The sequence below is a fragment of the Cellvibrio sp. GW822-FHT04B05 genome (genome assembly GCF_058800985.1).
On the sequence record NZ_JBXAMU010000003.1, the window covers coordinates 119,720 to 143,786 of the forward strand.

Below are 24,067 nucleotides of genomic sequence, written 5' to 3' on the forward strand. Positions count from 1 at the left end.
AAACAGCATGGGCTTTTAATTAACTATTATACGTCTATCTGCCTCAGGACCGAATAAAACAGGATCGGTTTCTATGAAAAAAATATTATTGGCCGTTGCGGCGGCTTCCCTCATCAGCTTCTTTTCATGGGCTGATGATGCACTGCTTAAAACAGGTCACCCCGACGAATATACCGTTAAAAAGGGCGATACCCTTTGGGATATTTCCGGCACCTTTTTGAACAGCCCCTGGCTGTGGCCAGAGATTTGGCATGTTAACCCCCAAATCGAAAACCCTCACCTGATTTTCCCCGGCGACCTGATCAAGTTGATCTATCTGGATGGCCGACCTCGCCTCACTGTTGAGCGCACCCTGAAAATGGTTCCCGGTGCGGGTGGTATTAGCGGTACCACCAAACTGAGCCCAAGCATCCGCGTGCAACACACAGATGATGCAATCAGCGCTATTCCGCTCGATAAAATCGATGCGTTTCTGTCGCGCAGCCGTATAGTTGAACCTGGGGAACTCGAAAAAAGCCCGTACATACTGGCTGGACAGCAGCAACATGTAATTGTGGGGGCCGGTGATCGTGCCTATGCGCGCGGAAACCTTGGTTCGCAGTACTCTAACTATGGCATTTATCGTAAAGGCCAATCATTTAAGGATCCGGTAACTAAAGAGTTTTTGGGCGTATATGCGCAAGGTATAGGTACTGTTTCTGTTGTAAGCAAGGGCAATGATGTTGCTACATTGAATGTGGTGCGTACTTATGAAGAAGTTCGTCCTGGCGATAACTTGCTTCCCAGTGAAGACCGTTTAGTCGACTCCATATTCTTCCCCAGTGCTCCTGATACTGACATCGATGCACAAATTATTGCAGTAGAGGGTGGTGTCACGCAGATTGGGAAATTCAATGTGGTGATGATCAATCGCGGCGACCGCGAAGGTCTGCAAATTGGCAATGTACTGGCGATTTACAAGGCCGGCGAAATAGTTACTGATCGCATCAAAGGTGGCAAAGTTGCCTTACCTGATGAGCGTGCAGGCCTGCTGATGGTTTTCCGCACTTTTGAGAAAATGAGTTTTGGATTGGTGTTGGAAGCTGATCGCGCATTGGCTATTAACGATAAGGCTCGTAATCCGTAGATTGGTTTTGTTGGCTGCCCAACTGCGGGCAGCCTGTTTCAAGGATGATGTCTATGCTCTCCCCGCTTGCTGCTACCCTGCTTATTTTGCGTCTCCCCGATACTGGCGTCGCCGGTTATTGGCGACTGCAAGAATTACTTGACCATCCGCTCCAACTTCTCGATCTGCCGATGCAGTCCCTGCGCTCCTTATTGAAGCCTGCTGCGGCCGATATGCTGGGCCAATTTCGAAACAATCCAGCGTCGAGTGAAATTGGTCGCAAGTTGGCCGCTGATCTCGCATATATAGAATCCCAGCACAACCTGCATTGTCTCGTATACGATGATCCGCTCTATCCACGCCTGCTGCGCGAAATCCCCCGCCCACCGCCGCTGATGTATGTACGCGGCGATCCAACTTGTCTCAGTCTGCCGCAATTGGCTATTGTGGGCAGCCGCAACCCCAGTGGCGGCGGAATCGAAAATGCCGAACGGTTTGCGCATTATCTGGCCGAACGCGGTTTTGCGATTACCAGCGGGCTGGCGTTGGGGATAGATGCAGCGGCGCATCGCGGCGCATTACGCGCAAAAGGCAAAACTATCGCTGTGATGGGCACCGGTATCAATTTGGTGTATCCATCCCGCCATCGTCAATTGGCGCAAGAGATTATCGATAGCGGCGGCGCCCTGGTTAGCGAATTTCCATTGGGTACTGCCTCCCACGCCTGCAATTTTCCCCAGCGCAACCGTATTATCAGCGGCTTGAGCGGCGGCACTTTAGTGGTTGAGGCGGCGGTGCAAAGCGGTTCTTTGATTACTGCATCTTACGCACTACAACATGACCGCGAAGTGTTTGCGATTCCCGGTTCGATCCATAACCCGCTCGCTCGCGGCTGCCACCAATTAATCCGGCAGGGCGCAACCCTGGTGGAAACAGCCCAGGATATTGTCGATCAATTGGCCGGGCTGTTCAGCTACAAGCGGCAGGAGTTGCGAGCTGCAGCACTGCAAGAAGAACTATTCGCCACGCCCACCGAAAAAAGTGTCGCCGAACCGCAATTGGATGAGCGTGAACAACAGCTGCTACAAGCGCTTGGTTATGATCCGCTGCCCATGGATCTATTGGCGGAGCGCACCGGCCTGGCTATCGGTAATGTATCGGCACAGCTAATTGGCTTGGAAATCAAAGGTCTGGTGCAGCAGATAGGCGCATGCTACCAACGCATCTGAGAGGATGCGAATCAGTCGTGTCCCTGGCCGATGAATGGTTGAGCTTGGATGATAGCTCGGGTAGATTGGCGGCAACTGGATAATAGGTATCACCCATGCTCGATTGGTCGCTCAACCCCCGTATTCAATTTGCCGCTCACCAGCTCAAGCTTGGCGGCGTCATTGCTTATCCCACCGAGGCAGTCTGGGGATTGGGGTGCAATCCGTTTGACGAAGGCGCGGTGCTGGAATTGCTGGCACTGAAACAGCGTCCGGTTGCGAAAGGGCTAATCCTGATCGCGGCCAACATCAAGATGTTCGCACCTTTTATCGACCATCTGGATGATCTGCAACGTCAGCGTTTAAAGAATACCTGGCCTGGACCGATAACCTGGTTAGTGCCCGCCAATGATTTAATCCCCCACTGGATCAGCGGAGATTTCAGCAGCGTTGCCCTGCGAGTGACCGATCACCCGGTTGCTGCGGGACTTTCGCGCGCCTTTGGCGGCCCTGTGGTGTCAACTTCCTGTAATCCTCAGGGCATGCCGCCGGCTACTTCGATCCACCATGTGAGACGCTATTTTGGCGATGAACTGGATGCAATCACCTCAGGTCAGGTGGGTCAGCGAACCAGTCCATCGGAAATCCGCAATTTACTCACCGGCGAGATAGTGCGTCCCGGTTGATTGGCATCAAGTTAGCGGCAGAATCCACCAACTTGTTTTCCCCTTTCAAAGGGCGCCGCGTAAAATAGCCATTGCTCTCATCAGCCGCTATTCACGCACTTAACGCATAGCCAAGGTAATCACATGACACACACCCATGGGCCGGATAAGGCCGCCGTAAAAGCCTATTTGCTCGATTTACAGGATCGCATCTGCAACGCGCTTGCTGCCGAAGATGGCGGCGCGCAATTTATTGAGGATTCCTGGACGCGCGCCGAAGGTGGCGGTGGCCGCTCGCGAGTATTGGCGAATGGCGCGGTGATCGAAAAAGGCGGTGTCAATTTTTCCCAGGTGCAGGGTACGCAAATGCCCGCCTCCGCGACGGCACATCGCCCTGAACTTGCCGGGCGCGCGTTTGAGGCGATGGGTGTTTCGCTGGTTATCCATCCGCACAACCCCTACGTGCCCACCAGTCACGCCAACGTGCGATTTTTTATCGCCGAGAAAGAGGGGGCAGCGCCAGTCTGGTGGTTTGGCGGCGGTTATGACTTAACCCCCTATTACGGCAATGAAGCTGATGTGATCCATTGGCACCAGACCGCGAAAAATGCCTGTGACCCACTGGGCGAGCATCTCTACCCGCGTTTTAAAAAATGGTGCGACGATTATTTTTATTTGAAACATCGCAATGAAGCGCGTGGTGTGGGCGGATTGTTTTTTGATGACTACAACGCAGAAAGTTTTGACCACAGCTTTGCGCTAATGCAAGCCGTGGGCGATAGCTATATTCCCGCTTACCAGCCAATCGTAAATGCACGTAAAGGTACGTCCTTTACGGAACGTGAGCGCGATTTCCAACTCTATCGTCGTGGCCGCTACGTAGAATTCAACTTGGTTTACGATCGCGGCACGCTCTTTGGTTTGCAGACCGGCGGCCGCACGGAATCGATTCTAATGTCGCTCCCGCCACTGGTGCGTTGGGAATACGACTGGCACCCCGAAGCAGGCAGTGCAGAAGCGGAACTCTACGAAAATTTTTTACCGCATCGCGACTGGCTGAAATAAATTTCCGCTAGCCTTTAAACTGTTTTAATTTTATCTGGATGATCCATGACCGATTTATATGCCGTGTTCGGCAACCCGATTAACCACAGCAAGTCGCCCCATATTCATCGCCAGTTTGCCGAACAAACTGGTCAGGATATGCACTACACCAAGCAGTTGGTCAATGAAGGTGAGTTCAAACAGGCAGTACAGGTTTTTTTTGCGCAAGGCGGCAAAGGTTTAAATATTACTGTCCCCTTTAAATTAAATGCGTTTGAGTTTGCGCAAAAGCGTACCGCACGTGCCGAGCGCGCCGGTGCTGTGAATACTCTCGCGTATTTAGCCGATGGCACTATTCTTGGCGACAATACCGATGGCATCGGCATGATTCACGATATGCATAACCTCGGGTGGGAACTCGAAGGCAAGCGCGTATTGGTCCTTGGCGCAGGCGGTGCAGTGCGCGGTATTTTGCAGCCATTATTGGAAGAAAAACCGGCTCAAGTGGTAATTGCCAATCGCACCAAAAGCAAAGCAGAAGAACTGGCAAAAAACTTTCACGACCTGGGCGATGTACAAGCAAAAGCCTTTGAGCAATTGGATGGCGAAATATTTGATATTGTTATCAACGGCACCTCGGCGAGTATGCAGGGTGAATTGCCACCGCTGCCGGATAATTTACTCGCTGCAAATTCCTGTTGCTACGACATGATGTATGGTTCAGAGCCAACAATATTTTTGCGTTGGGCAAAAGAGCGTGGTGCAGCGCAAACGGCAGATGGTTTGGGAATGTTGATTGGCCAAGCTGCAGAAGCATTTTATTTGTGGCGACAAATCCGTCCGGAAGTTGTACCGGTGATTACCGCAATGCGTCGCCAAATCGCTGAGAAAAAATAATTTTTTATCGCTCCCGTATTGTTTGGGAGCAAACCAGCCTAAACATTTTATCTCGTGGCGCTATGGTGTATCTCTCGCTGTTTTTTACCGCGCTTATCGCCGCCACGCTTTTTCCGCTTTCATCCGAAGCGCTGCTCGCTGCATTGCTCTACCAACAATATTCACCAGTGTTACTGTGGCTGGTTGCCATCAGTGGAAATACGTTGGGTTCCTGTATCAATTGGTATTTAGGAAAGCAGTGCTTGCATTGGCAAGATAAAAAATGGTTTCCGGTTAAACCTGAACAGCTTGCACGCGCGCAGCAACAATTCCAGCGCTATGGCGTATTTTCGCTGCTGTTTGCCTGGGTACCAGTCATTGGTGATCCGCTAACATTTGTCGCGGGTGTAATGCGAATGTCTTTCTGGAAATTTTTGCTACTGGTTTTTATCGGGAAAAGTTTGCGCTACATCATTGTTATCCAAATTGCCCTCGGCGTTTTAAATACTTAAAAAGAATGCCCGCCATAATCGCGCATAAAAACCCGCATGAAGCTTATTAAAATGATTTATATGAGTGTATATTTTAACGATAACTAACAGTTGCTCCTAAATTAACTGAAAATTATTTTCATTCTGATATGCTTTATGTATAACTTGAGAAAGGTGCTTTCGGGATGAATAAAATAATATTTGCATTATCAATCATTGTATCCGCCAGTGTGGGTTATTGGGTGGGGAAAAATAACCTGATTTCAGATGCTCCCTCATCTTCTTCAGTAATTTTTGAGCCGGAAAGTGTAAAAGTCTCCGCTATTGCGAAAAGCTCGCAAACGATAGCTGAAAAAAATATTCATTCCGATGTGGTCGCACCTGTTAAAGCAGAACCTTCGCTAAATCCCGAGCAGTCGGTTTTAGACCAGTCTGTACAGCAGCAAATTGATACCATTAAGGCCGGATACGAATTTGAGCAGCGTTCTGAAAAATTTACGAATTGGCTTATTAAAAATCAGAAAGAAAAATCCTGGTTTGATTTGGGGGCGGAAATGAGCGGACGATTTGAAGCGGAGGAAACTGATTATAATTGGGCTGCTGCAGAGGAGGGATATTTCCAAACGCTTTTTATCCAAGATCCATCCTTGGCTGGTATCGCACTTAAATCTACAGCGTGCAAATCTACCCAGTGTCAAATCACCGTTAGTGTGATGGATCAGGATCACGCGAATGAAACTGTAATGGCAATTAGTAAAGCCATCGGTAGTAATAAATCCACACAAATTATTGTCGATAACAAAGCCGAACAAGGCGAAGCAATTTTTTATGTCTCGCGCAATGAGAAAGGTTTTGAATTTAACTGATAATTTTTTATTGATTATTTCAATCACCTGATTGAGATATCAGATGCAAAGGTAAACCTGGGTGCTACATGGTGGTGGAATACAAAGTCCTTATTTAAAGGCATACTGCCAGTGAATGAACATCCCGCTACTGCATTGCAATAGCGGGTTTGTTATTTCTCAACACTCATTTCTGCGTATTGTTTGCGATGTCAATATCATTGTTATCCACCACGTTAACGGGTTTTCCGATACTGCTCCGCCATCAACGCAACAAATCGCTGCGCGCCTAACCCCAATGGGCGTTCGCGTGACCATACCAAATCGATCCATAATTCCTCGCCGTTGGTGAGATTTTCCAGCGGCAATTCCAGCACCATTCGGCCGTTGATCCAGGGTTGCGCCAGGGTACGGGGCAACCAGGCCCAGCCGAGTTCGGCGATTACCAATTGCAGGGCGACTTCCGGGTTATCCACTCGCCAGGAGTGTTCGGAGATAGTACAAAAGCTATTGAGGCTGCTCTCACGGCGCGGGGTTTCGCTGTTGCGGCTGCTGACTACTATCTGTCGTACCGGGCGCAATTGGCTGTCGTTGAGATTACCTTCGGCGGAGACTTGCTGCATCAGCGGATGGGTGCGGGCGATCACCGCTACCAGCGTTTCCTGCCCGACTTCCTGAAAGTTTTCCCGGCCATCGGCGGCGGGGCGTTCAAATACGAGGGCAAGCTGCGCGCTGCCGTTATGCAGTAGTTGCAAGGCGTCAGTTTGCGGAGCGGTAATGACCTGGATATCCAGCAGCGGATGCTCTTGTGCCAGCGTGCGCAACGGCTCAACCCAGGGCGTGGTTTGCAGCTCCGGCGCAATCACCAGCGTCAACCGCGTCTCCAGTCCCTGACTCAGCTCCAGCGCCTGGGTATTGAGTTGCTGTAGCTGATTCATCAATAAACGGGCTTGCGGTTCCAATGCGCGCGCGACGGCAGTGGGTTTGGGTTCGCGGCCGTTGCGATCAAATAATTCCAGCCCCAATTCGGCTTCCAGATTAGCGATCGCCATGCTGATTGCTGAGGGCACGCGCCCTAGCTGGCGGGCGGCAGCAGAAAAGGAGCCGCTATCCAGCACCGCCAGGAATATACCGATGTTCTCGGAATTAAATACTGCGCTCATGCAGCTACCACCTTTGATCTGTTTTCAATCTATCAATAAAACTGATACTAGCTAACTTTTTCTATCAATACAAAACATAGAAACTGACCTCAATCGATGTTGAGGAGGTCAGTATGCAAGGGTTAAAACGCCGCTTGGTCTATGTCGTGCTGTACGAATTTATCGCGATAGTGCTGTCAGCACTGTTGTTAAAGCTGATTAGTAGCGCCGATACCGGGGACTCGCTCGGTATTGCTGTGGCCGCATCGGCAATCGCAATTCTGTGGAACCTGGCATTCAACTACGGATTTGAGCGCTGGGAGAAATATCGTCAGTGCAAAGGGCGCAGTATCGGCGTGCGTATCCTGCACGCGCTTGGTTTCGAAGGTGGATTGGTCATATTTTTGGTACCGGTTATTGCGCTTTGGCTGGATATCAGCTTTATGGCGGCGTTGGTTTTGGACTTGGGCTTGCTGGCCTTCTTCCTGTTTTATACCTTCACCTTTAACTGGATATTCGATGCCGTATTCGGCTTACCGGCAGCGGTAATACCTGATCCTGCTCGCTGCCATTGATAATCCACCCGATTGGGCTGTTTTACCCCACATCATCTGCTATGGTTTTTTATCAATTATCTGAGTCTGTTTTTAGTACAGATGAGCATCCATAGTGAACAGTATCACTGTGGATGAGACACTATCATGAGCAACACCAGTAGCCCTCCGTTAATTCCCGCCAAAAACCTGCTCTCACCCAAAGCGGCGACCAAAATTGACGGCAAGATTTTTACCCGCAGCTTCAGCGGACGTTTCCGCAATTGGCGCCGCGGTGCTGCCGGAGTATTGGCGCTGCTGTTTTTCGGTACCTCCTGGATTAACTGGAATGGCCATCAAGCGGTGTTGTGGGATCTGGACACCCGCCAATTCCATGTATTCGGCACTACCTTCTGGCCCCAGGATTTCTTATTGCTCTCGCTGTTCATGCTGATCGGCGTGTTTTTATTGTTCGCCGTCACCATGGTTGCCGGCCGCGTCTGGTGCGGTTACACCTGCCCGCAAAGTGTGTGGACCTGGGCGTTTATGTGGGTCGAAAATATCACCGAGGGCGATCGCAACCAGCGCATCAAATTAAATGCCGCGCCGAATAATTTATCCAAACTTGCTAAACGTACCGGCAAACACGGCTTGTGGTTGGCGATGAGCCTTGCCACCGGTATCGCCTTTGTCGGCTACTTTATTCCGGTGCGTGAATTAACTGCCAATTTGCTGCAACTGGAATGGTTTACCACCAGCGCTGCCTGGGTATTTATTGTCGCCGGCCTCACTTATATCAACGCCGGTTGGGTGCGTGAAAAAGTCTGCTTGCATATGTGCCCTTACGCGCGCTTCCAAAGCGTGATGTTTGATCGCGATACATTAGTGATCGCCTACGATAGCGCACGCGGCGATGCACGCGGTGCGCGCAAAAAACACGAAGATCCCAAAGCACTCGGCTTGGGTGATTGCATCGATTGTTATATGTGCGTGCAAGTCTGTCCGACCGGGATTGATATCCGCGATGGTTTGCAAATGGATTGTATTGGTTGCGCTGCCTGTATCGACGCTTGCGACGATGTGATGGATAAAATGGGCTATGCCAAAAGCCTCGTCAGTTATACTTCAGAAGCCGCACTTGCCGGTGAACCGGTACGCATTGCACGCCCTCGCCTTTGGGCTTATAGCACGGCGCTGGTGATTATGATTGGCGCATTATGGTTCGCACTGGATGCACGCGAGCTGGTAGATATGAGCGTGGTAAAAGACCGCACTGTGTTGTATCGCAAAACCAGTGACGGCGAGGTAATGAATGTGTACCGGTTGAAAATTACCAACAAAACACAAATGCCTGCGCGTTACGAATTGAGTATCGATAAAGACGCGCGTTTATCATTGGCACGTACCTATGAAATTGCATTAAAACCAGGTGAAATTTTTGATATGCCTATCAGTGTCACAATGAAACAGGGTAGCGAAACTTCCGGCATGACCCACTTTGATTTTGTGTTGGTTGATCATGTACAACCGACTTCATCGACACGTGTGGATGCGAATTTTATTTATCCAGCGTTTTAAATGCAGGATTTGGTGGCGAGGATAAATTGAACGCAGTAATACATCGGTAAATATGCAATGAAATTCTATGACCGCTTATGAAACTCTATGAAAAGTTTGCCGATGAAATTGCGCAATTAATTCGCACCGGTGTGTTAGCCGCCAATGAAAAAGTCCCTTCGGTACGCACTGCAAGCCGCACCTACGGTGTGAGTCAGGCAACGGTTTTCCAAGCCTATTATTTATTGGAAAGCCGCGGCTTGATTCAAGCGCGCGCACGCTCCGGCTATTTTGTGCGCGCGCAAGCAAAACATGCACTGGCCGAACCGGAAATGAGTGCGGCGATTGCCGACAGCACCGATGTGGATGTCAGTGAATTGGTGTTTTCGGTGTTGGGATCAATTAGAGATCCGGACATTATCCCGCTGGGCTCCGCGTTTCCCAGCCCGGATTTATTTCCGCTCGCGCGTCTTGCCCGTTCCATGGGCAAAAGTATCCAGCAATTACCCGCGCGCGCTATTCTCGCCGATATGACCTACGGTAATCCGAACTTGCGCCGCCAGATCGCACGGCGTTATATGGTGAACGGCGTAATGAATTCGCCCGACGAATTAGTCATCACCAACGGTGCATTGGAAGCCTTGAATTTATGTTTGCAAGTAGTCACCAAACCGGGTGATCTGGTGGCAATTGAATCACCCACTTTTTATGCCGCACTGCAAATCCTTGAGCGCTTGCAATTAAAAGCGGTTGAAATTCCAGTGCACCCGCGCGATGGGATTCACTTGCCTACCTTAGCCGATAGCTTGCAGCGTTTGCCAATCAAAGCCTGCTGGTTTATGAGCAGTTTCCATAATCCGCTCGGCGCTTCCATGAGCGATGAGAAAAAGCAATCGCTTTACGAATTACTGCAACAACATCAGGTGCCATTAATTGAAGACGATGTTTATGCGGAGTTGTATTTTGGTGCTACTCCACCCAAACCGGTGAAATTTTTTGACCGTGGTGGACTGGTCATGCATTGTGGATCTTTTTCCAAAAACCTGGCGCCCGGTTACAGAGTGGGCTGGGTTTCTGCCGGGCGTTACACCGAGCAAATCCATCGCCTGAAATTAATGACGACCATTTCGCCCTCGGTGCCCGCGCAAGTTGCCATCGCCGATTATTTACAGCATGGTGGATACGACCGGCATTTGCGCAAGTTGCGCAATACACTGGAGCATCAACAACAATTAATGCTGCATACGATTGCAAAATATTTTCCTAAAAATACCCGCGTAACCCGTCCTGATGGCGGCTACTTTTTGTGGGTGGAATTGCCGCCGCAAGTGGATAGTTTGCAATTATTTTCCATGGCGCTTGCGCAAGGCATCAGCATCGCACCCGGCCCGATTTTTTCTGCCACACGCCGCTATCAGCATTGCATCCGGTTAAATTATGGCTGCAATTGGAATGCGGAAATGGATGCGGCTATGGCGACACTGGGGAAATTGATCGCCGGTTTTTAATACTGGTGAGCGTGCTATTCAGGCGCGCAAATAATTCAAAGATTGTGCAAAACCCGGCGTCGAAAAAAATCATTGAGGAGCGCTTGGATTAACGCACTGCTGATGCAGTGCGCTATATCCAAGCTGTATTTTTTCATCGACCCTAAATATAACAAAAGTCACAGAAGTTTTTACTTTTCTGACGTTGGAGATGAAAGCAACCAGATTGCAAACAAAGAAAATAAGGCAAGTGCTAAAAGTCCCATAATCCCCCCTGGAAAATTTCTGAGAAAAGCTGCTTCGTTAACCAGACTCAATGTCTGGCAGTAACCCACTCTAATGATTTTGCCGATGCCCTGAACAGGCGCTTGAAAACATATTTTCTAAGAGACCTATCGCACATAACGCGAGTATCTCGAATGAATGTCGCGGATGAATTAATTCTTTGTCGCACAGTCTTAATCAGCATGAAATATGTTCTGATAATATTGATTGTGCTTCTCGGTGCGGCCGCTCTGTACTTTAAAGACCAGGTGCTGCTGTCGCCGCACGATTCCTATTACTCCGCATTGCTGCGTGAAAATCTCAAGGCTACCGCCGAGCGTTGGAGGATGGAAGCAGAGGAATCCTTGGCCGCCCCATTACGAATATCCTTGCCCTACAGCGAGCGACACCTGCTTGAAATTGGCTATCTACAACCAATCACATTTGCGTTTGATCTTAAAATGGATGAGCTTATCCAGATCAATATTTTTCCATCAATCAATACGCGCGCGGAGGTTTTCGTGGATGTGTTTCATGTAAAGGACCCAACAACCAAACCAATGCGTATTGGTAGCATGGCGGCGAAAGAACAACAATTCCAGATAGCGGCCGACCATGCTGGCCAGTACCTGGTGCGCATACAACCATCCCACGCAGCGCAAGGATTAATGGATGTCGCCATAACGTCACCGCTACGTTATGGCTTTCCTGTTGATACCGAGCGTGAAAATGCCGTGCAGAGTTTGTTTGGTGTTGATCGCGATGGTGGTACGAGACGGCATGAGGGCATCGACATTTTTGCACCGCGCGGTACTCCGGTAATTGCGGCTGAGACAGGTCAGGTTACTCGCGTGGGGGATACACCACGTGGCGGAAAAAATGTGTGGGTCCGAAGCGACCAGCGTTCTTTTTATTATGCACATCTCGACTCAATTGCGGTTTCCCCTGGCAGCCGTGTCATGCGTGGAGAAGTTCTCGGCACCGTAGGAAATACCGGCAATGCAGTCACTACCAGCCCGCACTTGCATTTTGGGGTATACAAATTCGCGCAGGGAGCGATTGATCCTTTGCCGCTGGTTGGTCGAAAAAAATCGGTAACCACTTACGTTCCACCCCTCGTTGAACTGGCGCCGCGTTGGTTGTCGATTAGAACAGAGAACGCAAATCTGCGTAGCGGCCCTTCACTAAACACCACTACCGTCGCTTCTTTAATGCGTGCGGAATTAGTACAAGTGGATTCAATCGCCGGGGATTGGTTACGGGTTACAACAGGCGACGGCACAAAAGGATTTATTGTGCGGCGTTTGACGGAGACGCCGTCCGAATCGATATTAACGCTCACTGAAAATTACGTAGCTTTTTCTTTGCCTGATGACACTGCGCCAGTTGTCGGTAATTTTTCTGCGGGCGATAAATTAACAACCTTAGGTCGGTTTGGCAGTTTTGGGTGGGTCAAAATGCCGGGCGGAGTTTACGCTTGGGCTAAAGTGGCGAAGCAGGAAACCCCCGCACTGGATTAAAAGCTACGCACATGCAGTTAGCAGTAAGCTTCCGAAACACGCCGTTGCGAGGTAGCCGGGTCTTTTCAACGGTTTGTACAGCATGTAAGAGACGGGGGAATAACATGAGATTCGCTTTAAAAGCATTAGTTGCGTTACTTATCTCTACTTTCATGTGGGGCTGTAGCTCAGTTCAATCTACAGTTCCCTCGGCCCAACCCACGGGGACAATTAGTGGGGATCGGCCTGGTTATGTAGAAACAGGTAAAGCCTCATTCTATGCTGATGTACATCAATCTAAGAAAACCGCTAGCGGAGAAATTTACGATCATAAACTGAATACGGCAGCTCATAAGACATTGTCCTTTGGTACAAAAGTCAGGGTTACCAATATGGAGAATGGGAAAACTGTTGTTGTAAAAATTAATGATCGCGGCCCGTTTGTTAAAGGTCGAATTCTGGATCTTTCGCAATCTGCATTTAGCAGCATAGCAAGTGCATCGCCAGGTATCATTGAGGTGAAAATTGAAGTTATTGAATGAGACAAACCAACAAAATGTTATGCAGCTTCGTCCAATTTTTGTGTTTTTGTTTAATGAGACAATTCCTGATTCAAGGCCGGGTTCGGCCAAAAGCGGACATTAGTAACATCTACTGTTCATGGGTAACTCGGATGTATAACGCCACCATAAATTGCGGCTTTGTTAAGGCATAGCTTGACTAATAGCAAATTTTCTTACCGAAATACTTGATAGACGCATACCCTGAAGCCTTGTTTCCATCTCTTCAATTACAGCTGTCGAATTCTCGATAGACCACTCACTTTTCTTAAGTCTGGCTTCTCTAAGGTTGTCCTTCGCAGAGTGAAGCGCTATTAAATAAGATAAATTATGCAAAAGGTGGTTTTGTAAATGCTTTCCAAGTTCTATGTCTGACGACCGTAGTATGTTGTGTATTTCTTTAACCCTAGATTCAATGATAGAGGTTAGCGACAAGATTTCTTTATTCGCTTTTTCATACTCTTCGCTTTCTATTTCTTGAAAGAGGACCAACATCTCTAAGTAGTCTTTCTTTCGCTCAATTTCTTCAAGTTGAAACCGATACTTATCTAATAAGAGCGCATACCCTTCATATTTATTGACCACCGCATCTACTGATTTAAGACTTTTTACATTTATTGATTTACGCTCATCTGCAATCAGATTTCCTATTATTGTTGCGGCAACTACGATCACACCAAATATAAGCTTATCCCAAATAGACAATTTCAAACTTTGCTTATAGGTCATATTCATTTTGTTTTTGTGGAATGTAGCCGATTACACACTATTACAACGCATTGAAATGAGAGCCTATATCAAGCGACAATCTTTTCTTTTGGGTGGTCGTTAAATTAATAAGGAGCTGGCGTGTCATCATTAACTGGATCTTATAAAAAAATTCGTTTGCTAAACATTTCTGCCATTCGCGCTGGAGTGTTTATTCTGTTTGTTTCAAAGGGGGCGTTGGCGTTTGATACTCTTCACGAATGCCAGCAAGCTGTTCAATATGCGTGTGCGTTTACGTGGGGTGACTCTGAATTTGGATCTCACGCAAATGAATCGGATTGCTTAGCAAACGACTTACAGTATTGCCTAGGGTTGCCCGTAGTTGTAGAGGCCACGCTTGACGGTGAGTGCGAGGGATATAACTGGTACCCAGGCTGTAAAGATAGGTTAGGCGGCGACTCTGGATGGTACGCGGGTGGTGGAAATGGTTCGGGCAATGGTGGATCACAGCCATCAGAACCGCCACCTCCTCCAGAACCAGAACCGAATCCAGATGATGCATGCAATACAGCAGGAAACCCTGTAATTGTTTCTTCAGGCCAAAAAATACAGACAGAAGTTGATTTTACTGACGGTAGCGACGCAGAAATGCCTTTGGACTTTATTCGCTATTACCGAGCCGGGCAAAACGGGTCGCGAGGGATGGGAAGCATCGGTACAAGCTGGCGACATAGTTACAGTTATCACCTGAATATTACATATGAGCACGCCAATGTCATAGGAGGGAAGCTAACTCACTGTGGACCCGGTTATGGAGAATGCTACGAATGGTTTGAGGATTCCGATGATATATTCCCTGTAGAGATCGAGCGCAGGGCACCCGATGGAAGCACAATATCAGGATCAGTGACACCTTGGCAGGATTACGACTTTAACACTAGAAAATGGACGTATTGGTTGGATGATGGGGGCGTTGAGGTATACAGTCAAAATGGCACAATTTTAACAAAACACAATGCGCAAGGTGTCGGCTGGACGTTTACTTACACCAATAGCCAGCTTAACCGGGTAACTCACACCTCAGGTCGTTACATCCAATTTACCTGGAGCGGAAACAATATCGTAGGCGTTACAGATTCGGGCGGTAATTATTATTCGTATGGGAATAATACAGTCACATATCCCTCTAATACGGGCACTCGCACATACCACTACGGTGAAAACGGAGCTATCGGCAATCTTTTAACGGGAATCTCATATAACGGGATTCGTTATAGCAATTATCTTTACAGCAGTGGGCGAGTGGTCGAAAGCGCTAGAGCGGATGGTTCCTTTTCCACAACCTTCGAATACGATCCAAAATACACCATCGTGACAAATTCGAAGGGAGCACGTAGTAAATACATTTACGAAGTTGAATCGGGAATACGCAACTTAAAGCGTGTTGAGCGAAGCGGTGTGCAATCGTGTCCCGATGCTGCGGCATTGACAACTTATAATTCCTACGGTGCGATCCTTACACAAACTGACTGGAACGGTGGGCTCACAAGCTACACTTACAATCAGGGCGGCCTTGTTTCTGAGAAACGGGTCAGCAATCCAAATGATTCTTCCTTAACTCGAATTACTCAATTCTCATACGTATACCAAAATGGTAGCAAGCTAACTAATGAAAAAAGATTTGGTGCAAGTCTTTCTGATCCGATAGATGAAACCAACTTTGTTTATTACCCAACTAGCCACGCTTCAAAAGACTTATTGCAAAGTGCAACCATTTGCAATCGCCGCTCAATCGGTATTCTTAACCAATGCCAGACAACCAATTTTAGTTACAGCTTCCACAGCAACAAAGTAATGTCTCAAATGGTTGTGAGTGGAGCTGCTGGCGGTACGCGCTCATGGAATTCGCAAGGCTATCTCACCAGCTCTGCCAACTCGGCGGGACACACTACGACCTACAGCAATCACACTTCGTCAGGTTTACCTGGCACAATCACAGATCCAAATGGTTTAGTGAAAACGCTGACATATGATGCAAGGGGACGCGTTACTCAGGAAGTCATTACTGGAAGCGGTTCACCACGGACTAATTCATTTGAGTATGGTCCATTTGGAATGACCAAAAGCACAATAAACGGCGTAACGGAATACACTGATTATTCCAGCAATGGTTCAGTCAGTGGTATCGCTAAAGGAACAGCAACCTCGCGTTTTATATCGAAGTCATACACTCGCACCACTGATGGTGATGTTAGCTCTATAAGCAACTACACGGGCAGCGCACTTCAATATTATCGAAGCTACGTACGTGATGAACTTGGTCGCGTGCTCAGTGAAAATGGTAACTCAGGGCAGAGCAAAGGATTTCAGTGGGACAACAACAACAATTTAATTTCCGAAAGGGATTCGCTCAATCGTTACAGCTATCACACATACGATGTTCACAATCAGCACACCAGTATAACCAATCCGATTAATGCTTACATTCAGAGCTTTTACGATTCTGCGGGTCATGTAAAGCAGGTTATTGATGGTAAAAATAAGTCAACAAGCTACGAGATAGATGGTTTAGGTAACCATGTAAAAGTTATTAGCCCTGAAAGCGGCGTTAGTAATTATGTCTTTGATAATGCCGGAAGAGTGACGCAGATGACTCGTGCTAATTCTGTTTCAACCTCTTATACCTACGACTCATTAAATCGCGTGACAAGTGCAACGTCAGGATCCGGCTCTGGCACCCAGTCTCTGACGTGGACTTATGACAACTGCACAAATGGAAAAGGGAAATTGTGCTCAGCATACAATGCAACAATGGGCCCCGGAGCTGGCAGCAACGGTGCACCTGTCACAATCGCCTTTACCTATAACAAAGATGGTTCATTAAGCACGCAAACAACCGGTATTCAAGGCATCACAAGTTATTCAACAAGCTGGTCATATAATGCTAATGGCCGTGTATCCAACATGACTTATCCGAGCGGCAATAGTGTCGCCTATGAGTATGATAATTTGGGGAGAGCTAATGCGGTAAAAGTAACCATTGGCGGGACGCAGCAAACGCTTGCAAGTAACATCAACTATTACTCATATGGGCCAATTGCAAACTGGACTTATGGTAATGGCACTACCCGCTCGCTGACGTACGATTTGGATTATCGTTTGACCAATATCAGTAGTGGAGGAGTTCAAACGATAAGCTATGGCTATGATAGTAATAACAACATCACTAATTATACGTACGGCCCGAATTACACCGAATATTTTACATACCAATATGATGCGTTATCACGTTTAACGAACGTTAGCGGGTACATGGTAAATGATAATTACACGTACGATCTGAACGGTAATCGGTTAACAGCATCAACGATGTATGCAACTAGTAACTATGTGACCTCATCCGGATCTGATCGCCTCGGAAGTATCACCGGAGCATCACCTCGAAGTTTTCAATACAATTCTATCGGTAACCTTATTTCTAAATCGGGCTCTGGGTCATTTACCGAATACACTTATGATGCATTCAATCGAAAGTTCGCAGTGACAGTAGGCGGAATGACGAATGTATACTGGTATAACGCGCTGAATCAGCGTGTTAGAAAAACCGGCTCAGTGAACGTCAATTATGCATACACACCTGATGGATTTCTGCTGGGTGAAACCGCTAACAATTCACTTTCTTTTAATCGTGAATATATCTGGTTAAATGGGAACCTAATCGGTTTGATTCACAATGGACAATTGTATTACGTTCACACTGACCATATCGGTCGCCCCCATGTAGTCAGCAACACAAGCAACGTAGTAGTTTGGAAAGCATACAATAAACCATTCGAAAGAAGCGTAGGGGTAAGCCAAATTGGTGATTTGAACATCGGCTATCCAGGGCAGTATTACGATAACGAAAGTGGCCTCTGGTACAACTGGCACCGTTTTTTTGATGCAACAACTGGCCGATATACGCAGAGTGATCCAATTGGACTTGCGGGTGGGATGAATACTTATGCTTATGGAGAAAATAATCCAGTGATGAATACTGATCCGACAGGCCTTTTATCAAATTATGGAATACCTGATATCTATAACACAAATCAGTATGGCCCTACTGATGCGGATCCTTGTGGTTGTCTTGTAAGTGCTATAGGCCTTGATACTCTTTTAGGGGCTGGCGCAGTTGGAGGTGGTCAACCAATTTTAGACAAGCGCTTCACTCAGGTTGGAACATCACAAGGAACATCCCCGATTTCAAAGGGATTATCTAACGCTTTTCCGCAGAGAATGCCGTTCAAAGTATGGGCTCCTACAACTAATAACCCTTATGCAAGTTCGAATAAAGTTGGGCGCGTTGCTGGTCGGTGGGTTCCTTTTGTTGGTTGGGGAATCATTGGTTCAGATGTTCTAGGCTATTCACAATGTATAGAAAAATGTATGGAGAACGAATGTGGAAAAAAATAAAACTTATTCAAGTGAAGACATAAAACAGTTTGTATCAAAAAGCCTTTCGATACCAACTCATAGAATATCCGATGAAATGAGCTTGCATCACGATTTAGGCGTTGATGGTGATGACGCTGAAGAGTTTTTAGCCGAATTTTCAAAAGAATTTGATGTTAATTTGAAAGAATTCAATTTTGTCGAATATTTCGGTGGTGACTCCTCACCGACCCCATGGAAATTTGTTAAAGAAGTAGTAACAAAATCGAATCTTGCTACGAAGAAAAGACTAGAGATCCGTCACTTGTTACTAGCTGTAATTAATGGAGAGCTCAGCCCCAAAATAATTAGCCATAATTAGTATGGCGCTATCAAGAAAATCTGTTGTAAAGGGGCGTGTGGAATGATTCAAAAGAACAAATAATTCTTTCATCCTTCCTAAATTAACTGCATTTTTTGCATTAAGTGCCCCATCTAATAATTATACAGAATCATCCTGAAAGGGATTTTTCAATGCGTTAGATGGGGCAAATTTTGCCATCGAAATAGCAAGTCTTTTATTGCAAATCAACATAACAATAAGCAATGGCGCTCAGGACGCTGTATTGCTGTTTGCTTTAATGCCGATTTGAGATAACGGTAACGTATGGCAGTCACTATTGGAAAATTATTTTCGCTAGTTAGTACAGAAAAAATATCATGCGTTACCTGAATATAAGGCGTTTCCCCAATCAGAATTAACTTGGCATCGCGAAAATCGTCACCGTGAAACTTGAGTTGTCACAGATTCAATCAATAAACTGAAACTAGATCTTCACACTGAACGAAGAAGCTACAACTCATGAAAATAATTACCATACTGAGAGGGTCAGGCACCTAGATATTCTGCTTTCATGTATTAATAGTTAATTCAAGACTAATACTTAATATCCGCTTTGGGCACAAAGCAGTCCCAAGCACTGGCATTTTTAAATTTCTTTTATTTCTTTATTGAAAAAGAAAACCCCCAATGCATCAGCACTGAAAAACGCTCGGTGTGACGAGAACGTTAATTAAAGATCATGGCGTGTGTTGCGCCAGCTTGTATTACAGGCCGTTACTGCATTCTGGTAATGGTTAAGATAATGCTGCTCGGGTAATTATCAGTAGAGAGGATTAGCGCTGGGATTCAGCGCTTGGAATGCGGTGCTTGATAAAGATATTGGTTGTGATCCACCAACCACAGCTCGCGGTCACGGCAAGTGTCTACCAGGTAATCAATAAACCGGCGCACATAACCTGGCATGTATTTATCTTTCTGGAATACCAGGCTGAGGGTTTTGGTTTCCATGCATTCTGCGAGTGGCAATGTTGACAGCTCGCCGGATTGCAATTCATCGCAGCACATAAATAAAGGTAAATGCACCAGCCCGAAACCCTGGCAGGAAAATTGTTTGGCAAGGATAAATTCATTTACCACCAATTGCCGGCATTGTTGCAAAGGCCAATCGCGTCCGGTATTGGCCAAACTTTTACTGACCATAATGTAAGTGTGATGTTGCAGGTCATCAGCAGTTTGCGGCGGGCTGATTTTTTTCAGATAGCAAGGGCTGGCAACCAGCCCGTAATTAATTTCACCCAAGCGCCGTGCGACCAGCGATGAATCTTCCAACTCCCCCAAGCGAAACGCCAAATCAAAACCATCGCCTGCCGCAAAACTGCTGCGATCACACAGGCTGATATCCAGCTTGATGGCCGGATGCATTTCCATAAACGTCATAAAGTAATTGCATAGGGCTTTGCTGTTGCACTCGTGGGGCAAGCTTATTTTAATATGGCCTTCCATCACCGTTTGATGCTCTTGAACCTGGGCATTGGCCAATTCGATTTGCTGGATAATCTGGCAGCAATTTTGGTAGTAGGTTTGCCCCGCACTGGTCAGTTGGAAATGGCGGCTGTTGCGCGAAATAAGGGTTACCCCTAGCGCGGCTTCCAATTGCGCTAGTTTGCGGCTGATGGTTTGTTTGCTGCTATTTAACTGCTTGCTCGCTGCAGTGATGCTGCTCAGTTCAGACACTGCATGAAAAACATAGATGTCGTTTAAATTAACGCTGGATGCCATAAACCCCTCAACAAAAGTTGACGCAGAAAATAAAAGTACTGCTCTACTGAGTCCTGTAGAACCCGCTGCTTGCTGAGGAAAAGCCTTAGGTTGGTATTAATGACACGTAAATAGTCGAGCCAATAAATCCTGTTTCCAGAGAATGGTGCGTTGGTGTTAGTGGTGACTTGGGTTGCTTAATTCCATTTTTATTTTTAATTGTTCGACCGATTTATGATTAGCCTTTTGGTCACGGCTTATTTAACACAGCTTTTCTTTAATTGACAGTCAGCTTTCGTGTTAAAGCTGCAACTTAATGTCCCGATTATTTTACTCATCAAACTCTATTTCAGCGAATAGTATCTGCTCCTTGCTATTGAATAACAAATAAATGGGAGCATTGTGATGCAATACCAACGACTTTTATTGCTTATAGCCGGTATTTTTCCTGCTGGTGCTAATGCACACGTTAAATGGTTTGTGGAAGAAAATCACGCATTTACTGAAGCAGGTTACGTTTTTGATAGTCTTTTTGCATTTATCTTGCTGGGTGCATTTTTATTTATTGCAGGCGCCAGCCTGATGCAGTGGCAAGCCAAATATAACGCGCGCATTCATTGCTGTTTATATGCGCCCATCAATAAACACTGGATGAAAAACCCATCGCATTACATTAATGCACTATTAAAGTTTTCATTGGGTCTATTATTTCTTGCTAATTTGGTGCAAGGACATTTTATTGCGCCCAATTTTGTTGCAGACGGCAGTATTTTTAAATATGTACTCATTCAGGCGTTGCTGATTTTACTCCTGATTGTGAGCGTAAAACTGTTTGCAATTGCGCTGTTTGTTTTTTCATTATCCTTGTTTGCCTTTTTTCCTGTTACCAATGCTATCGATTACGCGTCGGAATTAATTGCTTTGAGCATCGCTCTTTTCTTTACCAGCCCGGGTTATGCCGATGGTAATTTGAAAATAAAATGGTTGCGCATGGAGCATCGCTCTTTTGCATTGGTCATTTTGCAATTGGGTTTGGGAATCCAATTAATTATTCTCACCTTCCACGATAAGTTATTGCATCCGGGTTTTGGTTTGGCGTTTTTGCAAGATTATCCGATGTTTAATTTTCCACATTATTTTGGCTGGCACAGTTTTACCGACACCCATTTTGTTTTCGGTGCAGGCATGGCCGAGTTGTGTTTTGGTTTATTGCTGGTGACCAATATTGCACCGCGAATTGCATCGCTATTGATTGCGATTATTTTCACATTGACAGGATTTGTATTGGGGCCGGAGGAATTGCTCGGCCATGTACCGATTATCGCAATGGCATTGGTTCTGTTGCTAACACCTGCGCCGGGTTCGGTAACACAGGAAGAGCAATTGGCTTCACAGTTATTGCCTGATTGATTAGCTCGATCAACCAAAAATATCCAATAGATGGCTGGAGCAATCAAAAAAGTCGCCATCTGTCTTTATTTTGCAATTAGCCGTCTCGGCGAAGAACACTTTAATAGACAGATGCCAACCGCTATCTTAATCTGCCCCAATCATTCGCCAGCGACTTATTTTTAATAATGGAAACCTCCCGAAATACCGCTGATAGCCCTTCACCTGAAGTGATACACGATCAGGAATTTATCGTTGTTTACCGTGGTCTTGATGCAGACTTATGTAAAGTAGTCATTGATTTGTTCGATCAGGACAGCAGCAAGTGGCGCGGAAAAATCGGCCGCTCTGATGGGGTTAACCATCAGGAAGAAACCAAAAATTCCTGGGACCTGGAAATAACGAACGAAGGTAAATGGCAAGATCTTTTCCAGAAAATCCATCCGCAAATCCAGGCGTGCATGGCGGACTATTTGTCACGCAGCCCGGTATTAACATCATTCCCTCTACAGGTGACGGGATACAAAATTCAGATGTATCCAAAAAATCAGGGTTATTTCCGCTGGCATGCAGATTCGTTAGGGCGCAATGCGCGCAGTCGCGTTGCAGCCATGGTGTTGTATTTGAATGATGTGGAGCGAGGGGGCGAGACAGAATTTTTCCACCAGCACATCAAGATCGCGCCAAAAGCCGGTTACCTTATGATGTTTCCTGCCGGTTGGAATTACATGCACTGTGGGCATGTACCTGAATCAAACGATAAATATATTATTTCGTCGTTTATCAAGATTAACGACTGATCTTGCCGGCTACCAAAAGCTGCACATTGTCCTCCGTCATCTCAACCAAAAATATCCAGTTGTCCGTCCGGTTTTTTCACTGCCGGGATGCTCAAAGGTTTGCGGAACAGGCTGCAATCCAGTTCGCCGTAGCGACGGCTTTTATCCAGGCCGTAACGCTTTAACCCTTTTATAAAACGTTGGCGGATCATATCGGCCCATAAGCCTTGGCCGCGCATACGGGTGGCGAAATCAGCGTCATAATCTTTTCCGCCACGCATGTCGCGGATGCGGTTCATCACCCGTTCGGCGCGTTCAGGGAAATGGGTTTGCAGCCATTCCTGAAAGAGCGGATTGATTTCCCACGGCAAACGCAACACAGTGTAACCTGCCGCTGTTGCACCGGCATCGGCAACAGCGCTCAGTACTTTTTCAATTTCCTGCTCGGTGATAAACGGAATTATTGGCGCTACGCTCACCATGGTCGGAATTCCCGCTTTTGCCAAACGCTCGATCGTCTGCAAACGCCGCGTTGGCGATGCCGCACGCGGTTCCAGAATGCGCGAAATGCGGTGATCCAGGGTTGTGATAGTGATCGCCGCTGCCGCGAGATTTTTTTGCGCCATCCCCTGCAATAAATCGATATCGCGTTCGATCAGCGCTGATTTGGTAATCATCCCCACCGGATGATCGCATTCATAAAATACTTCCAGGCACTGGCGAGTGATCTTTAACTCGCGCTCGCACGGTTGATAAGCATCCGTATTTACCCCAAAGGCGATGGGGCTCGGTTGATAATTTTTATGCGCCAGCTCGCGCCGCAATAATTCTGCTGCATTGGTTTTGGCGTAAAGGCGGGTTTCAAAATCCAGCCCCGGTGATAACCCAAGATAGGCATGGGTCGGCCGCGCAAAACAATACACACAGCCGTGCTCACAACCCCGATAGGGGTTAATTGATACGCTGAACGGGATATCCGGCGATTGGTTGCGACTCAGGATCGTTTTGGCCAGCTCGGGCGTGATACAGGTCTTCAATTCGGGATGAATATCCATGTCATCCTCGTAGGGTTTCCAGCCATCGTCCACGGTGTCGATTAATTGCGTCTCAAAACGGCCGGCGATATTGCTTATCGCCCCACGCCCCTTAAGCGCTTGTGGCTTGGCGGCAACCCAGGGAGCGGGGTCTTCGAGGAAGTCATCGTCTGCCATGAATTGCACCACGGTACTGTATGTAAATACAGTATTCTAGACTAAGGGCTGTGGTTAGGAAAGCCTTTTGACCAAGACCGGATTTGATCCATTTTATATAACCTGCACCATTTTGCGTTTAGTGCGCAAACTGGTGCGACCGGGTTTGGCAATTTGTCGATTATGGAGTGGTGGCAGCCTTGAGCCGCCA

At 47.0% G+C, this 24,067-nt stretch carries 20 protein-coding genes; 16 read left to right on the plus strand and 4 right to left on the minus strand.

Annotation, left to right across the window (positions count from 1 at the left end):
- Positions 1-73 precede the first annotated feature (73 nt).
- The 7 genes from AC1RJL_RS10525 to AC1RJL_RS10555 all read left to right on the plus strand — a co-directional run bounded on the left by AC1RJL_RS10525 (position 74) and on the right by AC1RJL_RS10555 (position 6,255).
- Positions 74-1,126, plus strand: a complete 1,053-nt coding sequence (locus AC1RJL_RS10525) for a LysM peptidoglycan-binding domain-containing protein (RefSeq protein ID WP_492913689.1) — start codon at positions 74-76, stop codon at positions 1,124-1,126.
- Positions 1,127-1,179: 53 nt separating this feature from the next.
- A complete protein-coding gene (gene dprA / locus AC1RJL_RS10530) occupies positions 1,180-2,334 on the plus strand; it encodes a DNA-processing protein DprA (RefSeq protein ID WP_492913691.1) in 1,155 nt (384 codons plus the stop codon).
- A gap of 95 nt (positions 2,335-2,429) precedes the next feature.
- The gene (tsaC, locus tag AC1RJL_RS10535) at positions 2,430-2,999 is read left to right on the plus strand and encodes an L-threonylcarbamoyladenylate synthase type 1 TsaC (RefSeq protein WP_492913693.1); all 570 of its coding nucleotides are present in this window, start codon (positions 2,430-2,432) and stop codon (positions 2,997-2,999) included.
- Between the two features lie 123 nt (positions 3,000-3,122).
- Entirely contained in the window at positions 3,123-4,043 is a 921-nt protein-coding gene (gene hemF / locus AC1RJL_RS10540) for an oxygen-dependent coproporphyrinogen oxidase (RefSeq protein WP_492913695.1), read from the plus strand.
- A gap of 45 nt (positions 4,044-4,088) precedes the next feature.
- On the plus strand, positions 4,089-4,919 hold the full coding sequence (aroE, locus tag AC1RJL_RS10545; RefSeq protein ID WP_492913698.1) for a shikimate dehydrogenase: 831 nt from the start codon (positions 4,089-4,091) through the stop codon (positions 4,917-4,919).
- A 62-nt stretch (positions 4,920-4,981) separates the two neighbouring features.
- Positions 4,982-5,410, plus strand: coding sequence for a YqaA family protein (locus AC1RJL_RS10550; protein ID WP_492913700.1), 429 nt, complete (start codon positions 4,982-4,984; stop codon positions 5,408-5,410).
- Positions 5,411-5,574: 164 nt separating this feature from the next.
- Positions 5,575-6,255, plus strand: a complete 681-nt coding sequence (locus tag AC1RJL_RS10555) for a hypothetical protein (RefSeq protein ID WP_492913702.1) — start codon at positions 5,575-5,577, stop codon at positions 6,253-6,255.
- A 215-nt stretch (positions 6,256-6,470) separates the two neighbouring features.
- Here the strand turns inward: AC1RJL_RS10555 and AC1RJL_RS10560 are convergent, their stop codons facing one another.
- Positions 6,471-7,397, minus strand: coding sequence for a LysR family transcriptional regulator (locus tag AC1RJL_RS10560; RefSeq protein ID WP_492913704.1), 927 nt, complete (start codon positions 7,395-7,397; stop codon positions 6,471-6,473).
- A 113-nt stretch (positions 7,398-7,510) separates the two neighbouring features.
- Between AC1RJL_RS10560 and AC1RJL_RS10565 the strand changes: the two genes are divergently transcribed.
- The 5 genes from AC1RJL_RS10565 to AC1RJL_RS10585 all read left to right on the plus strand — a co-directional run bounded on the left by AC1RJL_RS10565 (position 7,511) and on the right by AC1RJL_RS10585 (position 13,258).
- Positions 7,511-7,951 (plus strand): PACE efflux transporter, encoded by a 441-nt coding sequence (locus tag AC1RJL_RS10565; protein ID WP_492913706.1) that lies wholly within the window; start codon positions 7,511-7,513, stop codon positions 7,949-7,951.
- Between the two features lie 126 nt (positions 7,952-8,077).
- On the plus strand, positions 8,078-9,487 hold the full coding sequence (ccoG, locus tag AC1RJL_RS10570; RefSeq protein ID WP_492913710.1) for a cytochrome c oxidase accessory protein CcoG: 1,410 nt from the start codon (positions 8,078-8,080) through the stop codon (positions 9,485-9,487).
- 77 nt (positions 9,488-9,564) lie between these two features.
- On the plus strand, positions 9,565-10,974 hold the full coding sequence (gene mapR, locus AC1RJL_RS10575; protein ID WP_492913712.1) for a GntR family transcriptional regulator MpaR: 1,410 nt from the start codon (positions 9,565-9,567) through the stop codon (positions 10,972-10,974).
- A 446-nt stretch (positions 10,975-11,420) separates the two neighbouring features.
- The gene (locus tag AC1RJL_RS10580; protein WP_492913714.1) at positions 11,421-12,737 is read left to right on the plus strand and encodes a peptidoglycan DD-metalloendopeptidase family protein; all 1,317 of its coding nucleotides are present in this window, start codon (positions 11,421-11,423) and stop codon (positions 12,735-12,737) included.
- A 104-nt stretch (positions 12,738-12,841) separates the two neighbouring features.
- Positions 12,842-13,258 carry a septal ring lytic transglycosylase RlpA family protein gene (locus AC1RJL_RS10585; protein WP_492913716.1) on the plus strand — a complete coding sequence of 139 codons (417 nt, stop codon included), beginning with the start codon at positions 12,842-12,844 and terminating at the stop codon, positions 13,256-13,258.
- Between the two features lie 162 nt (positions 13,259-13,420).
- On the opposite strand, the gene AC1RJL_RS10590 is transcribed toward AC1RJL_RS10585, so the two are convergent.
- Entirely contained in the window at positions 13,421-14,011 is a 591-nt protein-coding gene (locus tag AC1RJL_RS10590) for a hypothetical protein (protein ID WP_492913718.1), read from the minus strand.
- A gap of 114 nt (positions 14,012-14,125) precedes the next feature.
- On the opposite strand from AC1RJL_RS10590, the gene AC1RJL_RS10595 reads away from it, so the two are divergent.
- Together AC1RJL_RS10595 and AC1RJL_RS10600 are read left to right on the plus strand one after the other, a co-directional pair.
- Positions 14,126-18,439, plus strand: a complete 4,314-nt coding sequence (locus AC1RJL_RS10595) for an RHS repeat-associated core domain-containing protein (RefSeq protein WP_492913720.1) — start codon at positions 14,126-14,128, stop codon at positions 18,437-18,439.
- The gene (locus AC1RJL_RS10600; protein WP_492913722.1) at positions 18,426-18,779 is read left to right on the plus strand and encodes a DUF1493 family protein; all 354 of its coding nucleotides are present in this window, start codon (positions 18,426-18,428) and stop codon (positions 18,777-18,779) included. The genes AC1RJL_RS10595 and AC1RJL_RS10600 overlap by 14 nt, the downstream gene beginning before the upstream one ends.
- Positions 18,780-19,586: 807 nt before the next feature.
- On the opposite strand, the gene AC1RJL_RS10605 is transcribed toward AC1RJL_RS10600, so the two are convergent.
- Entirely contained in the window at positions 19,587-20,519 is a 933-nt protein-coding gene (locus AC1RJL_RS10605) for a LysR family transcriptional regulator (RefSeq protein WP_492913724.1), read from the minus strand.
- Positions 20,520-20,903: 384 nt separating this feature from the next.
- On the opposite strand from AC1RJL_RS10605, the gene AC1RJL_RS10610 reads away from it, so the two are divergent.
- Positions 20,904-21,908 (plus strand): hypothetical protein, encoded by a 1,005-nt coding sequence (locus AC1RJL_RS10610; RefSeq protein ID WP_492913726.1) that lies wholly within the window; start codon positions 20,904-20,906, stop codon positions 21,906-21,908.
- 167 nt (positions 21,909-22,075) lie between these two features.
- Positions 22,076-22,687: a 2OG-Fe(II) oxygenase gene (locus AC1RJL_RS10615; protein WP_492913728.1), complete on the plus strand. Its 612-nt coding sequence runs from the start codon at positions 22,076-22,078 to the stop codon at positions 22,685-22,687.
- 41 nt (positions 22,688-22,728) lie between these two features.
- Here AC1RJL_RS10615 and AC1RJL_RS10620 read toward each other — a convergent pair whose 3' ends face one another.
- Positions 22,729-23,877, minus strand: a complete 1,149-nt coding sequence (locus AC1RJL_RS10620) for a PA0069 family radical SAM protein (RefSeq protein ID WP_492913730.1) — start codon at positions 23,875-23,877, stop codon at positions 22,729-22,731.
- Positions 23,878-24,067: the final 190 nt, after the last annotated feature.

Excerpts from the sequence above, each read along its gene's own strand:
- AC1RJL_RS10525 (WP_492913689.1), top strand. The coding sequence starts at position 74 with ATGAAAAAAATATTATTGGCCGTTGCGGCGGCTTCCCTCATCAGCTTC.
- dprA (WP_492913691.1), top strand. The coding sequence starts at position 1,180 with ATGCTCTCCCCGCTTGCTGCTACCCTGCTTATTTTGCGTCTCCCCGAT.
- tsaC (WP_492913693.1), top strand. The coding sequence starts at position 2,430 with ATGCTCGATTGGTCGCTCAACCCCCGTATTCAATTTGCCGCTCACCAG.
- hemF (WP_492913695.1), top strand. The coding sequence starts at position 3,123 with ATGACACACACCCATGGGCCGGATAAGGCCGCCGTAAAAGCCTATTTG.
- aroE (WP_492913698.1), top strand. The coding sequence starts at position 4,089 with ATGACCGATTTATATGCCGTGTTCGGCAACCCGATTAACCACAGCAAG.
- AC1RJL_RS10550 (WP_492913700.1), top strand. The coding sequence starts at position 4,982 with ATGGTGTATCTCTCGCTGTTTTTTACCGCGCTTATCGCCGCCACGCTT.
- AC1RJL_RS10555 (WP_492913702.1), top strand. The coding sequence starts at position 5,575 with ATGAATAAAATAATATTTGCATTATCAATCATTGTATCCGCCAGTGTG.
- AC1RJL_RS10560 (WP_492913704.1), bottom strand. The coding sequence starts at position 7,397 with ATGAGCGCAGTATTTAATTCCGAGAACATCGGTATATTCCTGGCGGTG.
- AC1RJL_RS10565 (WP_492913706.1), top strand. The coding sequence starts at position 7,511 with ATGCAAGGGTTAAAACGCCGCTTGGTCTATGTCGTGCTGTACGAATTT.
- ccoG (WP_492913710.1), top strand. The coding sequence starts at position 8,078 with ATGAGCAACACCAGTAGCCCTCCGTTAATTCCCGCCAAAAACCTGCTC.
- mapR (WP_492913712.1), top strand. The coding sequence starts at position 9,565 with ATGAAACTCTATGAAAAGTTTGCCGATGAAATTGCGCAATTAATTCGC.
- AC1RJL_RS10580 (WP_492913714.1), top strand. The coding sequence starts at position 11,421 with ATGAAATATGTTCTGATAATATTGATTGTGCTTCTCGGTGCGGCCGCT.
- AC1RJL_RS10585 (WP_492913716.1), top strand. The coding sequence starts at position 12,842 with ATGAGATTCGCTTTAAAAGCATTAGTTGCGTTACTTATCTCTACTTTC.
- AC1RJL_RS10590 (WP_492913718.1), bottom strand. The coding sequence starts at position 14,011 with ATGAATATGACCTATAAGCAAAGTTTGAAATTGTCTATTTGGGATAAG.
- AC1RJL_RS10605 (WP_492913724.1), bottom strand. The coding sequence starts at position 20,519 with ATGGCATCCAGCGTTAATTTAAACGACATCTATGTTTTTCATGCAGTG.
- AC1RJL_RS10610 (WP_492913726.1), top strand. The coding sequence starts at position 20,904 with ATGCAATACCAACGACTTTTATTGCTTATAGCCGGTATTTTTCCTGCT.
- AC1RJL_RS10615 (WP_492913728.1), top strand. The coding sequence starts at position 22,076 with ATGGAAACCTCCCGAAATACCGCTGATAGCCCTTCACCTGAAGTGATA.
- AC1RJL_RS10620 (WP_492913730.1), bottom strand. The coding sequence starts at position 23,877 with ATGGCAGACGATGACTTCCTCGAAGACCCCGCTCCCTGGGTTGCCGCC.